At 48.0% G+C, this 13,773-nt stretch carries 11 protein-coding genes; 2 read left to right on the top strand and 9 right to left on the bottom strand.

What is annotated here, in order from left to right:
* Window positions 1-81: 81 nt before the first annotated feature.
* Window positions 82-2,511, top strand: coding sequence for an ABC transporter permease (locus ACHKAR_RS10620; RefSeq protein WP_395417408.1), 2,430 nt, complete (start codon window positions 82-84; stop codon window positions 2,509-2,511).
* Here ACHKAR_RS10620 and ACHKAR_RS10615 read toward each other — a convergent pair.
* The 4 genes from ACHKAR_RS10615 to ACHKAR_RS10600 are packed head-to-tail and all read right to left on the bottom strand — an operon-like array spanning window position 2,508 to window position 6,957.
* Window positions 2,508-3,380, bottom strand: a complete 873-nt coding sequence (locus ACHKAR_RS10615; RefSeq protein WP_159582545.1) for a bestrophin family protein — start codon at window positions 3,378-3,380, stop codon at window positions 2,508-2,510. The genes ACHKAR_RS10620 and ACHKAR_RS10615 overlap by 4 nt on opposite strands.
* A gap of 31 nt (window positions 3,381-3,411) precedes the next feature.
* Complete coding sequence (locus ACHKAR_RS10610) at window positions 3,412-4,527, bottom strand: glycoside hydrolase family 3 protein (protein WP_395417407.1); 1,116 nt, start codon at window positions 4,525-4,527, stop codon at window positions 3,412-3,414.
* Entirely contained in the window at window positions 4,524-5,609 is a 1,086-nt protein-coding gene (locus ACHKAR_RS10605) for an alanine racemase (RefSeq protein ID WP_395417406.1), read from the bottom strand. Before ACHKAR_RS10605 ends, ACHKAR_RS10610 begins: the two co-directional genes overlap by 4 nt.
* Complete coding sequence (locus ACHKAR_RS10600) at window positions 5,575-6,957, bottom strand: neutral/alkaline non-lysosomal ceramidase N-terminal domain-containing protein (protein ID WP_395417405.1); 1,383 nt, start codon at window positions 6,955-6,957, stop codon at window positions 5,575-5,577. Before ACHKAR_RS10600 ends, ACHKAR_RS10605 begins: the two co-directional genes overlap by 35 nt.
* Before the next feature lie 116 nt (window positions 6,958-7,073).
* Between ACHKAR_RS10600 and ACHKAR_RS10595 the strand changes: the two genes are divergently transcribed.
* Complete coding sequence (locus ACHKAR_RS10595; protein ID WP_395417404.1) at window positions 7,074-7,715, top strand: DUF6962 family protein; 642 nt, start codon at window positions 7,074-7,076, stop codon at window positions 7,713-7,715.
* A gap of 42 nt (window positions 7,716-7,757) precedes the next feature.
* Here ACHKAR_RS10595 and ACHKAR_RS10590 read toward each other — a convergent pair whose 3' ends face one another.
* The 5 genes from ACHKAR_RS10590 to ACHKAR_RS10570 form a co-directional block, all read right to left on the bottom strand.
* On the bottom strand, window positions 7,758-8,084 hold the full coding sequence (locus ACHKAR_RS10590; RefSeq protein ID WP_395417403.1) for a YciI family protein: 327 nt from the start codon (window positions 8,082-8,084) through the stop codon (window positions 7,758-7,760).
* A 92-nt stretch (window positions 8,085-8,176) separates the two neighbouring features.
* Window positions 8,177-9,715 (bottom strand): YifB family Mg chelatase-like AAA ATPase, encoded by a 1,539-nt coding sequence (locus tag ACHKAR_RS10585; RefSeq protein ID WP_395417402.1) that lies wholly within the window; start codon window positions 9,713-9,715, stop codon window positions 8,177-8,179.
* A gap of 64 nt (window positions 9,716-9,779) precedes the next feature.
* The gene (locus ACHKAR_RS10580; RefSeq protein WP_395417401.1) at window positions 9,780-10,148 is read right to left on the bottom strand and encodes a hypothetical protein; all 369 of its coding nucleotides are present in this window, start codon (window positions 10,146-10,148) and stop codon (window positions 9,780-9,782) included.
* 73 nt (window positions 10,149-10,221) lie between these two features.
* On the bottom strand, window positions 10,222-12,045 hold the full coding sequence (locus tag ACHKAR_RS10575) for an ABC transporter ATP-binding protein (RefSeq protein WP_395417400.1): 1,824 nt from the start codon (window positions 12,043-12,045) through the stop codon (window positions 10,222-10,224).
* Window positions 12,045-13,700: a hypothetical protein gene (locus ACHKAR_RS10570; protein WP_395417399.1), complete on the bottom strand. Its 1,656-nt coding sequence runs from the start codon at window positions 13,698-13,700 to the stop codon at window positions 12,045-12,047. The genes ACHKAR_RS10575 and ACHKAR_RS10570 overlap by 1 nt, the downstream gene beginning before the upstream one ends.
* Window positions 13,701-13,773 lie beyond the last annotated feature (73 nt).

Below are 13,773 nucleotides of genomic sequence, written 5' to 3'. Positions count from 1 at the left end.
CAGAGGGGGCTGAAGGCCCCCTTTTTCAATTGGCACTATATTGGCGCGTCAAAATGCGGCATCTTTTAATGCAGATTGAGCATGTTTAGAAATTACCTCATTACGGCACTCAGAAACCTTAAGCGAAACAAGGTTTACACCCTTCTCAATATGTTTGGACTGGCCCTCGGCATTGGCTGTGCGCTCGTCATCTACAAAGTCATTCAGTTCGAAACCAGCTTTGATAAACATCAGGAGAATTACGAATCCATGTACCGGGTGGTCAATCAGAATATCTATCCCGACCGGGTGGAAAAAGGCATGGGTACCCCCCATCCCCTGGGGCCAGCCCTGAAGGCTGACTTTCCTGAAATCAGTGATGTGGTGCGCACCAATTATCAGTATGGCAGCCAGCTCAACACCTACGATGAAAATGGAGAAATGCACAAATTTCTCATTGATGAGGGCATTGTATTCACAGAACCCTCCTTTTTCGACCTCTTCACAGTAGAGTGGGTAGCTGGCGATCAGGCCAAGGCCCTGACCGCTCCCGGCTCTGTGGTTATTTGCAGGTCCGAGGCTAGAAAACTATTTGGTCTGAAAGAGGGTGAGGAACATCTGGCCCTGGCCAAGCTGATCAACTACGGCAACGTGATGGACTTCAAGGTGGTAGGGATCATAGGAGATCCGCCCTCTACTACTTCATTGCCCTTTTCATACCTGTTTGACTATGAAAGCCAGGGCGGTGAAATCAACCCCTACTTTGGTGAGGGAATCCGATGGAACTCCACCAGCTCCAATACCAACACCTATTTTCTACCCGGCGCAGGCTTTGACCGAGCGGCTTTTGATCAGAAAATGATCGCATTTGTGGAGAAATATCGCGGTGAAGGGGAGTCGGAAGAAACGCGCTATGTTGCGCAGCCCTTTTCGGAAATACATTTTGACAAAGAATACGACTCATACGGAGGAACTTCCTCCATAGAGTTTCTGATTGCCTTAGGGCTCATTGGTGTTTTCCTGGTACTGACCGCCTGCATTAATTTTATCAACCTGGCCACGGCCCAGGCTGCCAACAGGGCAAAGGAGATTGGGATTAGAAAAGCCATTGGTAGCATGAGCAGCCAGCTGGTCTTTCAGTTTCTGGCAGAAATAGCCCTGATCACGGGTTTTGCCCTCATGTTGGCGCTAGCTGTTGCTGAGATTATGTTTAACCTCCTCCGAGAAATCATTGGCCAGGAGCTAACTGTAGGCCTCTTGCAGTCTCCCGACTCCCTGCTTTTCCTTTTAGTTCTTTTTGTAGTTGTCACTTTTCTGTCGGGGCTCTATCCATCCATGCTCCTTTCCAGAATGAACACTGTGGATGCCCTCAAGAAAAAAATCACGAATGGCCAGCATTCGGGGGGGCTCTCCCTCAGAAAAGGCCTGGTAACGCTTCAGTTTGCCATTTCGCAATTCCTGATTATCGGTACGCTCATTGTATCCTCACAAACGGATTTTTTCCTCAACAAAGACCTGGGTTTTCAAACCAAAACCATCCTCTCCTCTTATGTTCCTGAGCGCGATGCGGTGAAGCTGGAGCGTTTCAGACAAATGATGCTAATCTCCCCCGCCATCGAATCAATCACTTTTTCACTGAGTGAGCCCACAGGAAATTCCAATTCGAAAAGCAGCTTCAACTATGCCCCTTTGGAGTCTCCCAAGGCTTATCACGGCAATTTCAAAGCAGTAGACCCTTATTATATTTCATTGTTTGAAATAGAGCTTTTGGCGGGTAGGGATATTCGGGAAGGGGACAGCACCAATGTGGTCATCAACCAGAAGGTGGCAGATCTGATGGGCTTCAAGGACCGATATGATCAGGCCGTGGGGGAGACCCTGAGTACCGGCTGGAACGGCGATAAAAAAGTGGTCGGGGTGGTGAAGGATTTCCATGCCTACTCACTGGAAGAGGACCTGGACTACATTCTATTTATCCATGCACCCCGTTTGTTTTACACGCTTTCATTCAAAACCACCTCACCAGCTGCCATCACAGAGGCAAAAGCTCATTTTGAACAAACCTGGGAGCAGATTTTTCCAAAATATGTAATGGAGTATGATTTTTATGACAAAACCCTGGCCGAGGAGTATCAAGGTGTGATGAAAATCACTGCGTTGATGAAGGTCTTTGCGGTGATCTCCATCCTCATAGGATGTCTGGGACTTTATGGTCTTATCTCCTTTATAGCCATGAATAAAACCAAGGAAATAGGCGTTCGGAAAGTTTTGGGAGCATCGATCTTCAGTATCCTCAGCATGTTTTCCAGAGAAGTGATCATCCTGATGACCATTGCGTTTTCCATTACCACGCCATTGGCGTTCTACTTTCTCAGTCAATGGCTGGATACCTTTGCGTTTAGCATTAGCATTGGTCCGGAATTCTTTCTTCTCTCATTTGCAGTGACCATGCTCATCGCCATTGTGACCATCAGTCACAAAACCATCAGCACAGCACTCATCAACCCGGCGGAGACCCTTAAGGATGATTAATCGTGTAAAATTTCAGAAACGTTTCGCTTGATCTTAAGGGCGATCTCATTCAGCGGCAAGTCATTGATGTCTGTGCCAAAGGGATCTTCTATTTCTTCTGAGATAAGCTCTATGCTCACCAGAAAGTAGAAGGCCAGCATGACGATGAATACTGTCCAATAGCCAAAGTCCCACATAAAGCTAACGGGCAGTGTAATGGCATAAATGAACAGAAATTTCTTGATGAACATGCTGTAAGAATAAGGGATAGGGGTTGACTTGATTCGCTCACAGGCCCCTACAATGTCCGTAAATCCTTTGAGCTCTTTATCTAGTATGAAGAGCTGCTCGGCTGTGATCGTCCCTTCTTTCATGCATTTCATCACCCGATCATAGAGCAGTCGGTTGACCATGTTGGGGCGGTGTTTACTCTTGATGATCCTGTTTTTGATTTCATCATTGATGGTGTCCATCTCCCCAATGAGAATACTGTCTCTCAGGTGCTCTTTGATGGCAAAAGCCGCATTAGGGATCATTCTCCTAAAATATTCCCGATCCTCAGTGGCTTCCTTAGGCAGAAATGCATCTACCTTAATCGCTATTTGACGACTGTCGTTCACCAGCTGTCCCCAGAGCTTACGCCCCTCCCACCATCGGTCATAGGCGGTGTTGGTACGGAGTACCAGAAAAAGGCCCAAAATCACCCCCAGAATGGAGTGAAAGGCAATAGTGCCGCCATAATGAAGATTGAACACATCGATGACCAGAAAGCACAGCAACAAGGTGAAAACGCCCACGAAAAGGAGCAGGGGAAATAATAACTTAATGACATATCGGCTGTAAACATCAAAGATGAGAGAGAACCAGGACCTTGGATTGTATTGAATCATTTACTTATTTGACTTGATGTTTATATCTGTTTTAGTGCTTACTAAGCCCCATTTCTGCTTTCAAAATCATAATTCGCTTGTATGATTTGGCAATTTGCTCCTCACTAATATCTCCATTTTTAACGAATTTCTTAATAATAGCGTGAATTTGCTCTGCTGTCACCAGGTCATAATCGGGGACATTATTGGCGAATAAGAGTATGTCCACACCTGCATTGATAGCCATTTTGATGGCTTCTTCCAGTCCGTACTGAGCACTGATGGCACGCATCTGCATGTCGTCTGAGATGACCACACCTTCATATTCCAAAAATCCCCTGAGCACATCCGATATCACTTTGTCAGACAGGGTGGCTGGAAGTTTTCGGTCGTCCAGGACCTCATTCACAATGTGGGCGGTCATCACCGCGCGTACTTTCCCGGAGTCCAATAAGGCTTTATAGGGCAATAATTCCTCAAACCGCCAGGTATCCGAGACATCCGCCAGACCGAGGTGTGAATCGTCTCGGGAGCTACCATGCCCTGGGAAATGCTTAAGTACTGTAGCTATTCCAAAAAGATCATGTGCTTCCACCACCAGCTGTGCATGTCTGGCCACCACTGCCGGGTCCTGAGAATAAGACCGGCCGATTTTTCCAATAACCGGATTAGAGGGGTTTACATTCACATCAACAGATGGCGCGAAATTCATGTTGATGCCTAGTTGATACAAAATAGAAGCGGTTTGTCTGGCATAGAAACTTGTGGAATCCGGATGGTCAAGATTGCCCAGGTACTGGGCCGTCACCGTCCTCGGAAAACCATATTTTGTTTTGAGCCTGTTTACCCTTCCTCCTTCCTCATCTATGCTCACCAACAAAGGTATCTCCGTCTGGGCCTGAGCATAGCTGAGGATTTCCTGTATATTTTTCTCCGTATTTATACTGTTTAGGTTTTTTTCAAAAAGAATCACTCCCCCCACTTTTCCTGTTCTGATCGCTTCAAAAACGGGTGCTCCTTTGTCCAGCCTATTAAAGTCCCCCAATCCCGTCAGAATCATCTGCCCGATCATCAGGTCCAGAGAGTCTGTAACAGGTAAATTCTCTTGAGCACTGAGGTTTTGGGATGCGCCAAAGAGGAGCATTCCGACAATCAACGCTTTTCTCATAAAGTAGCTTTGTTTAATTTTTCTATTCGCTGGCCGGCCAAAGATACATAGTAACCCTGAAGGTCAGCGGCCATGCAGCTGTGTACAGGCAAAATCCCTACCAGATCCCCAATTCTAACCGAATTAATAAAATCCGACGACCCACGAATGATCCCATGCTCCTGCGAAAGCCGATCCACGGTAGCCAGCGGCGTGGTTTCCCAACTCGTGCCATCTGTAGAAACCACGGTACCAAATACCCTCCGATCACTCACTTGAATGAAATCCTTGGAAAAATGAACACCTCCTCCATACACGACCACCTCCCCCCGGTCTGGATGAATGGATACTACCGGGCAGGCCATACATACAGCTATATCCTCCAGTGTGCAAGATCCAAAATGATGCTGCATGACATCATAAAATGCGAAATTGCCCGGACGGAGCTCCTGCACTGCGGAGAAGTCATCCACGAGCGAGCAAGATGGAGTGTCTCCATACGAATAAATCAAATCTTTCCTGCCGATGGCCTGACTCACCTTGTCAAAGGCAGCCAATGATTGATGGTAGATCTTATTGGCTTCCTCCCGGGTCAATGGTTGATAGGTATGTCCCGCATGAGCCAGCAACCCTTTCAGTTCATGGTGTGGTTGATTGCTTTTTGCCATGGCCTGGATCTCCGTGAAATTATCCGGCATCACCCCCGTCCGATGGGTACCCACATCCAGTTTGATGAAATACCCCACAGGAGCATCCACATGATTGTTCAGGTGCTCCAGAGCCTCCTTAGATACGATCAAAACATTCAGCCGAATTTCACTGGCCAGCTTTTGTATGGCTTCTGCCTCCAACGGGTTATAAGGGAAAGCAATGGTGAGGTCTTTCCACCCTGCATCCGCAAAATACCTGGCCATATCCACCGAAGAAACGGTGGCGCACGTGATCCCCTCCTCAGCAAACCACCGACCTATGGTGGCTGATTGATGTGTTTTAAAATGAGGGCGCAGGATCGGATCACTTTTGCGGGCCTTTTCGGCCATCATCCGGATGTTCTTCCTGACTTTGGTCTCATCTATCAGGAGTGTTGGTTTGGTTATTTTCATCTATGGTACTGATTATTCGATTGATTATTTCCGTAAAGTACTGGCCGGCATACGGGCCATACCAGCTCATGGTACGGGCTTCATATTTGGGAAGATCATACCATTCATCTTTGATTACATAGCCGGCATAGTCGCCGTTGAATGAGGTAATAATGAGCTGGTAACCCAAGGCCCTCGCTTTCTCATAAAGGGGCACCGCCAGCTCACCAGAAAAATCACAAGGCATTCCGATAAGGAGCGTTTCACCCAAAACCATCACCGACACATAATGAGGGTAGTTGCCAAAGGCCCATTTGAACAAGTAAGGCCTTAAGGCCAGGTGTTTTGATATTTTGAAGGCCGGATCCGGCAAGGGTACGCTCAGTCGAAACGACGTGAGGGCAGACACCTGCCGGTGCCCCGCGCCAAGAAGGCTGAAGAGTACGGCTTGCTGCCTCAGTTCTTCAGCTATTTTTTCAACATTGCCTGCTGGGTGGGCTCCAGGCACATCCGGACCCATACTCCCCACGGCACTGGCACCATAAGCAGAGAAGGTGATGGCACTGTCAGCCTCCATCAGGAGGTTGAACCTGGCCGGAAAATCTCCAGACAGCTGGTTGAAATCCGCACCAAAGCAGGTGGCATGGGCGCTGTAAAAAACTAGAAATCCTTTGGACTCCCCTTTGCGAAGCTGTATCACTTTCATCCAGGGATCCTCAATTCCTTTGTCTTTGACCAGTCTGTTCTTCACCAGATCATCTACTGCCAGCTCACCCACTGCTATTTCACCTGGCTCAAGAGCGTCACTCGCTTCCCGAATGGATTGGATGATTTTAGTAGTGAGAAAATCCACCCGGGAGTCATCAAAATCTCCTGCAAATAAACGCCCCACCGTCCCGGGAGCCCACCCACCCTGACCAGAATGGGTGTGCGATGCTGTAAAATAGATTTGATCAGGTGACCAGCCCGCTGGTAGACCTCTCCACACAGCCCTGGACAGCTCCGGATGAATAATGAGCAGATCAGCCGTGACCACTGCTACTTTTTGTGACCCTTTCTGAAAAATCACCGTACGGACAAAACTCGAATCATGAATGCCCGTCATTTCCTTGGGGTCACGAGCGCCATATCCCGCTAACGGGACTTTTTCTGATGGGGTGATATTTACTCTGGACCAACCAATGTGCAAAGAATCCTGATTTAGCTGAAGGGCAAAAACCTCGGCGAGAGAGTCTAGCCTGAGGTCCATTTCCCGATAAAAAGGCCTCTTCTGATAATGGTTTCTATCCACCACAGTCAGGGTGGCAATGGCCAAAGCGCCAATCAGCACGAGTAAAATTGCGAATAGTTTGAGGGTCATCCGGATCATGAACCAATATTAGCTTCAGGAAGTAATGGCCAATTTAAGGAATATCTTAGGACTAACTTATTTAGTTTCGCCTCTCCAAAACGTTTTAACCAATTTCTCACCAACAATAAAAGCTATTGGAAAAGGTCACATTTGAGCTCTTTGGTCTCACGCTCCTGGAGCCGCTCAGCACGCTAATGAACTGGGTCCTGGCTTCCCTTTGCGGAATACTTTATACCCGTCTAAAGGGATCAGAAGATCCCTTCAAAAAATACTGGTCGTGGTTTTTCCTGGCCTATTCGATTTCGCTTGTTTTCGGTGGGTTTTCTCACCTGCTCTTTGAGTATGTGGACATGCCCGGTAAAATCCCCGGATGGTCAATCGCCATTTTGGGAGGGGTAGCGGCGGAGTATGCCATGACTTTGGATGTCTCTGACAGCAAAAAAAGGCAAATGCTCATCAACGTTATCCGAAGCAAGTTTTTTGCCACATTGATCCTGCTGATCATGGACTTTTCATTCAAATGGGTAATGGTGCATACCGCCGGATTTTTTGTCTTTGTGGGAGTGCTCTCCTATCAGCGCATGAAAGCCGGGGCAACGAACTATAAGTATTTTCTGCAGGGAATGGCCTTTCTTTTTGTGATGGCAGGAGTGAAAGTGGCTGGCCTGGATATCCACCCATCGTGGTTTACGCGGGATGATATTGCCCACTTTTTGATGCTGGCGATGTACTGGCTCTTTTACAAAGGGGTGAAAAACTATCAAGCACAGAGTTAAAACAGTCCACGGGATCAATGCCATGGACTGTTTTCTGGTTGTTTACATAGCCATTGCTTCGTGAAGTTCAATGTCGCAACCACTCTGAAGGTGCGGGTGTCCTGCCAAAAGTAATTGAGCAGCCGCAAGGTCCTTTGCCTGAATCATGGAATAGCCCGTCACTTCCTTTTTTGAAGCCTCTGTTGATCCATTAGGCTTGATTTTCACACCCCCTGAAAGGGGTGCTCCCAGGTCGAGCATTTTATCTCCCAGGGCTTCTTTCCAGGCCATCCAGGGTTTCATCGCTTCCGCTCTTTGCTCGGGTGTCGCCTGTGACATTGCGGCCATTGCTTCAGCCGATGCGTGATAGATTACTAAGAACTTTTTCATGTCATTCAAATTTTAAGGTTTCTATGATTTCTGACCTTAAGACGAATGAGGAAGTGAGGAATGGACAAGCTCCATAAAAAAATAAACCGACTCTACCCGGCCCAACCTTCCCGGTCCAGGCTGCGGTACTGAATGGCTTCTGCCAGGTGCTCTATCTTGATGTCTTCGCTGGCCGCCAAGTCGGCAATGGTTCGAGACACTTTCAGAATCCGGTCATAGGCCCGGGCGGAGAGCCCGAGTTTCTCCATAGCCGTTTTCAGCAGTACTTTTCCGCCCTCATTGATTTTGCAAAGCTCCTTGGTGGTGCTAGAGCCCATCATGGCATTGTTGAAAACTTCCGGGGTGTCCTTAAATCTGTCTTTTTGAATCTCTCGCGCCCTGATCACCCGGGCCCTGATCTCCAGGCTGGATTCCGCTTTTCGGTCGGCGGTCATTTGATCAAAAGAAACCGGAGTGACCTCCACATGCAGGTCGATGCGATCCAGCAGGGGTCCGCTTACCTTATTGAGGTAGCGCTGCACCACACCAGGTCCACACACACATTCTTTTTCCGGATGATTATAATACCCGCATGGGCATGGATTCATACTGGCCACCAGCATGAAGTTGGCCGGGTAGTCAATGGAAACCTTGGCTCTGGAAATGGTCACCCGGCGCTCTTCCAGCGGCTGACGCATCACCTCGAGTGCGGTTCTTTTAAATTCGGGAAGCTCATCCAGAAAAAGTACGCCATTATTGGCCAGAGAAATCTCCCCGGGCTGAGGAATGCCACCACCGCCTACCAGTGCCACATCGGAAATGGTGTGGTGAGGTGAGCGAAAGGGCCGGTTGGCAATCAGCTTGCCATTGCCCCCCAGCTTTCCGGCTACAGAATGAATCTTGGTGGTCTCCAGGGCTTCATGTAGCGACAAAGGCGGCAAAATGGAAGAGAGTCTTTTCGCCAGCATGGTCTTACCTGCGCCGGGAGGCCCGATCATGATGACATTGTGTCCTCCGGCAGCCGCTATTTCCATGGCACGCTTAATGTTTTCCTGACCTTGCACATCGGCAAAGTCTGCATCCACCTGATCCAGGTCATAAAAGAAAACGTCACGGGTATCATGATGCAGTGACTCTATTGGCGCGGTGCCATCCAGGTGCTCAATGGCTTCCTTGATGGTCTCTACACCTATTACCTCTATGTCGTCCACGATGGCCGCCTCTGAAGCATTTTCTTTGGGTAGAATAAATCCTTTGAATCCTTTTTTTCGAGCCTCAATCACAATGGGAAGCGCCCCTTTGATGGGACGAAGCATGCCATCCAGTGATAGCTCTCCCATGATCACGTACTTTTCCAGATCGGGGAAGGTGACCTGCTCCGAACCTTGTAGAATTCCCAGGGCAATGGGCAGATCATAAGCGGAACCTTCTTTTTTGATATCCGCAGGAGCCAGATTCACCACCACCTTTTGGCGGGGCATGCGATAGCCATGGTATTTGATCGAGGATTCTACACGTTGTTCACTCTCCTTCACGGCAGAGTCCGGGAGACCCACCATATAAAATCGGGTTCCCTGTCCAACGTTCACTTCTATAGTAATGGTGTAGGCATTGACGCCATATACGGCACTTCCATACGTCTTTGCGAGCATGGTTCTAATATACCGTATTCTCGATTAACTGTGCAAGAGGCACTTTCCTTTTTAATGATTCCGGTCAATCATCATCATCGTCATCATCACCCAGGTCTATTTTGAATGACTCACTTTCTTCTTCGTCATCACCCGCTTCCTGGGATTGATCATACAGTTTAGCCTTGTATTTCAACACCTCTTCTTCGGCTTTTTTCACCCTGCTTTTCAGGTCCAGTATCTGCACATTTTCAGCAATCAGTTCCACAAGCATCAATACCCCCAGTAGGATAAATGCGCTCATCAGGTAGACCGGAAGTTTTCTAAGGGCAAAAGTCATATCAATCTTTTCCTTATAATTATCCATATGGGCCAGGATGTCCATACTGAAGTAAAGCACCAAAAAAATGGCGATCAAATAGACGGGGTAAAAAAACAACTTGAACTTTCTCATCTGGTTTCTTAGAGTGTACCTGAAAATTAGATAAATAATCCGTTACCCCCCACGGTCAATTCGTTGAAATGGGTCAAAAAGACTGCAGTTGGGTGAGTTGTTGGTATAGACCGGATGTCGCCCTCAGCTGATCATGAGTTCCTCGTTCCGTGATCCGCCCTTTGTTAATAACGAGAATCTCGTCAGCATGTTGAATGGTGCTTAGTCTGTGAGCAATCACCAGGGTGGTACGATCTTTCATCAACGTAAACAAAGCTTGCTGAACCTGCTCTTCAGATTGGGCATCCAATGATGAGGTGGCTTCATCCAAAATAAGTATCGGTGGGTCTTGCAGGATGGCCCGGGCTATGGTCAGGCGCTGTCTTTCTCCACCTGAGAGCTTATTGCCCATTTCTCCTATGATGGTCTCATACCCCTGTGGGAGTTTTTCAATAAATGCATCTGCGTTGGCAGCTTTCGCAGCTTTTTGGATTTGGGCGAAGGAGACCTCCGTCCGACCAAACGTGATGTTATTGGCAATGGTGTCATGAAAAAGAAGCGGCTGCTGTGAAACCAGCCCGATTAATCCTCTCCACTGGTTCAGTGCAAGTGATCTCAGGTCCACGCCATCTACTGTGATACTGCCATGAGTAGGGTCATAAAACCGGCACAAAAGATCCGCTATGGTGGATTTACCTCCGCCTGAAGGGCCCACCAATGCAACGATTTTGCCTTTTGGGATGGTCATGTTTAGCTGTGTAATGACTTCTTGCTCTTCATAAGCAAAACTCACGCCCTCAAAAACAATGTCACGCTCGAGCGTCTGGATGGGGCGGGTGTCATCAGATTCAATAATCTCCGGACGACTATCCACCAGATCAAAGACACGGCTTGCTGAAATAATGCCTCTGTTGATCTCACTGAAAACAACCGAAATGGCTTTTGCAGGAACAAGCACCTGGGAGAAAATAACCAAAAACCCAATGAACTCTGCCGGGCTCAACTCCGGAACAGGAGAAAGTACCATCTTTCCCCCGATGATCAACACCACACTGAGCACTGCTACGCCCATCACCTCTGATATGGGAGAGGCCAGGTTAGCCTTCTTAGAAATATTGAAAGACTGGGCGGCATAGGCTTTCACTTCTTTGACAAATCGTTGGCGGATGTATGACTGGGCAGCAAGCGCCTTAATAATTCTGATTCCGGTGATGGTTTCGTCCAGCGTACTATTCATCTGACCCAAAGATTCCTGCGTTTGCCTGGCCCATTTGCGAATTCTACGGGCGACTACCGATACGGCCATTCCGGCCAGAGGCACCAGTGTGAGAGTATATAGGGTAAGTTCGGCTGAAATAGTAAAAAGTACTGCGAAATAGCCAATGATGAGAAAGGGCTCTTTGACCATGATTTTGAGTGCGCTGACCGCAGACTGCTCTACCTCCTGCACATCCGAACTAACCCTTGAAATAAGATCTCCTTTTTTTCGTGACGAGAAAAAGCCCACATCCGAATTGGTGATGGCCAAAAAGGCGGCATTTCTGAGGTTTTGAATCACCCTTACTCTCACCCTGGCCAGAATGAGTTGGGACAGGTACCGAAAAAGGTTGGCCAGCAATACCGAAGCCACCATGAGTAAACAGATGTAATAAAGAGCTGAAAACCTGCCACTGGTGGCTACAGCTTCATGGAGGTGATAATAGAATAGGTTTTTGAGGTAACCAATGGTCCAGGAAAACGATGGCTGGACCACCATCTGGCCGCTCTCCACTTCGTTAAAAAGAACCTGCAATAAAGGAATGAGCGCGGTGAGGTTGATCACACTGAATACCGTAGCCAGTGAGATCAGCACCAGATATTGCGGTACCACCGGCCCCAACGGACGCGCATAACCCAGTATTCTCCAGAAAATACGCATTAGAAAAGGTAACTTCTAGACGGGAAATTCCACCTAAAGGTGGTGGCCACTATGGTAGTCTCCTGCTTATCCATATCTGAAGTCTCTCTGCGCCAGATAAGGTCCAGGTCCAACAGCATGTTGTGATAGATCTGGTACGAAACTTTGGCCTGCCCCATTAATAGTCTGGTATCTACGCCCTGGTACATCTGGTTGTCATAGTCGCCGGGTCTGTTGGCAGGGAGGTAAGTCTTCAGGACATCTCTTCCATAATTCAGGTTTCCCTGATCATCGCCATACCGCGCAGTGAGCAGGTCCCCCTGCACTTTAAGTTTTGGCAAAGGGCGAAAGTTCAGAGAGAATAACACCTCCTGAAAATTGGCGCCCAAGGGATGCGCCAGGGCCATGTTATAATGACTGTACGAAGTAAAGTTGGTCTCGTGACCATATACATACGGCCTCACACGGTTGAGCTCCACCTGTCCATTGAGGTTTTCTATCCCAAACACATCAAAATACTTGGCCCCAAGTTGAAAGCCCTGCTTGTTGCCCCACCAGCCACTTTTGCTGAAAGCTTCACCAAGGATGAGTTCGTCCACCACCAGCTGGCCATACAATGAGATGCACTGCCAAAGGTTCCATTTAAAATCCAGCCCCAATAGCACATTGTCCGAGCTACCATCCTGCTGTTCCAGAGCCCTGTAGAATATGAGCGGGTTTAGGTAATCTATTTTTAGCGTGCCGGATGAGTCTCCATAGATGACCGACTCGAAAAGTCCCACCGTGAGGTTGGGTGCGGCATTGATGCTCAGATGGTGACTGGCCAGGTATTTTTTCGAAAAAGAGCCAATCCCATCCAGCCCATAAGTACCGCCAGTGGTCTCCGCTATGAGCTGTGCAAAAATATTGGTGTATTGGACCTTCCACACTCGGGTGTTAATCCTCAGGTATGGATAGTTGTTGCCCACATCTGAGAGAATGAGTGATCTGCGACCATCCCCTATGAAGTGCTTTCCGTACCCAAACTGGGCGCTTATGTGCTTCGATACATTAAAGTCTATATAAGCCTGAGCCCTCAAAAAATCCACTCCGGTGTTGTTGTAGGCCTTCCAAAACCCTTCATAGGGTACCGCCAGCGTAGAGTCAGTCACCTGCTGTACATAGTTTGGATACCGGGCCTGGTTTTCTGTGAGCAAAGTGTAAAAGCTTACTTTGTTGTCGACTGTCCCTCTGAGTTCCAGTCCACGATAGTTCTCAAAAATCGGCTTATCAAAGCGAGAATCGGTCTCTCTCCCCAATCCCAAGACTACCACGGGGTTTACATGCAGATCAAAATCCTCCTGACCAACCGAGAAGACATCCGCCGGGTATTGGAAAAAGCGACCAAAAAGGGGCTTTTCGTTTTCTTCAACACTGTCTTGATATGCCCTTGTCTCCCGCTGCAGGTATACTTTATCCCAAACATCCGCACGGGAACTCCCCGCGGCCCCTGCTTCAATGCTCTCCGCAAAATATCTCCTCGAAATGGGCTTTATAGTGGTGAAAACGCTCTTTTCAGCCTTCACATCCCACTCGTCCAATATGTGATAGGCAGGTGCATTTAAGGGGATATCGGTACTCTGGGCACCTAAGTAACTGATGCTCAGGGTTAGTAAAACAGAAATGGTATATCTCACGTGGTAAAAATATTAAAAAAGTAGCTTTTGATTCTCGTGGAATTTACTCTATCTTTGCAATCCTTTTTAAGAA

This window comes from Marinoscillum luteum (assembly GCF_044005705.1).
Lineage (GTDB): Bacteria > Bacteroidota > Bacteroidia > Cytophagales > Cyclobacteriaceae > Marinoscillum > Marinoscillum luteum.
Note: the sequence above shows the minus strand (reverse complement) of the source record. Positions and strands in the feature narration are given on the sequence as shown.

Bases quoted from the DNA above. Each gene is read 5' to 3' on its own strand.
- ACHKAR_RS10620 (WP_395417408.1), top strand. From the start codon at position 82: ATGTTTAGAAATTACCTCATTACGGCACTCAGAAACCTTAAGCGAAAC.
- ACHKAR_RS10615 (WP_159582545.1), bottom strand. From the start codon at position 3,380: ATGATTCAATACAATCCAAGGTCCTGGTTCTCTCTCATCTTTGATGTT.
- ACHKAR_RS10610 (WP_395417407.1), bottom strand. From the start codon at position 4,527: ATGAGAAAAGCGTTGATTGTCGGAATGCTCCTCTTTGGCGCATCCCAA.
- ACHKAR_RS10605 (WP_395417406.1), bottom strand. From the start codon at position 5,609: ATGAAAATAACCAAACCAACACTCCTGATAGATGAGACCAAAGTCAGG.
- ACHKAR_RS10600 (WP_395417405.1), bottom strand. From the start codon at position 6,957: ATGATCCGGATGACCCTCAAACTATTCGCAATTTTACTCGTGCTGATT.
- ACHKAR_RS10590 (WP_395417403.1), bottom strand. From the start codon at position 8,084: ATGAAAAAGTTCTTAGTAATCTATCACGCATCGGCTGAAGCAATGGCC.
- ACHKAR_RS10585 (WP_395417402.1), bottom strand. From the start codon at position 9,715: ATGCTCGCAAAGACGTATGGAAGTGCCGTATATGGCGTCAATGCCTAC.
- ACHKAR_RS10580 (WP_395417401.1), bottom strand. From the start codon at position 10,148: ATGAGAAAGTTCAAGTTGTTTTTTTACCCCGTCTATTTGATCGCCATT.
- ACHKAR_RS10575 (WP_395417400.1), bottom strand. From the start codon at position 12,045: ATGCGTATTTTCTGGAGAATACTGGGTTATGCGCGTCCGTTGGGGCCG.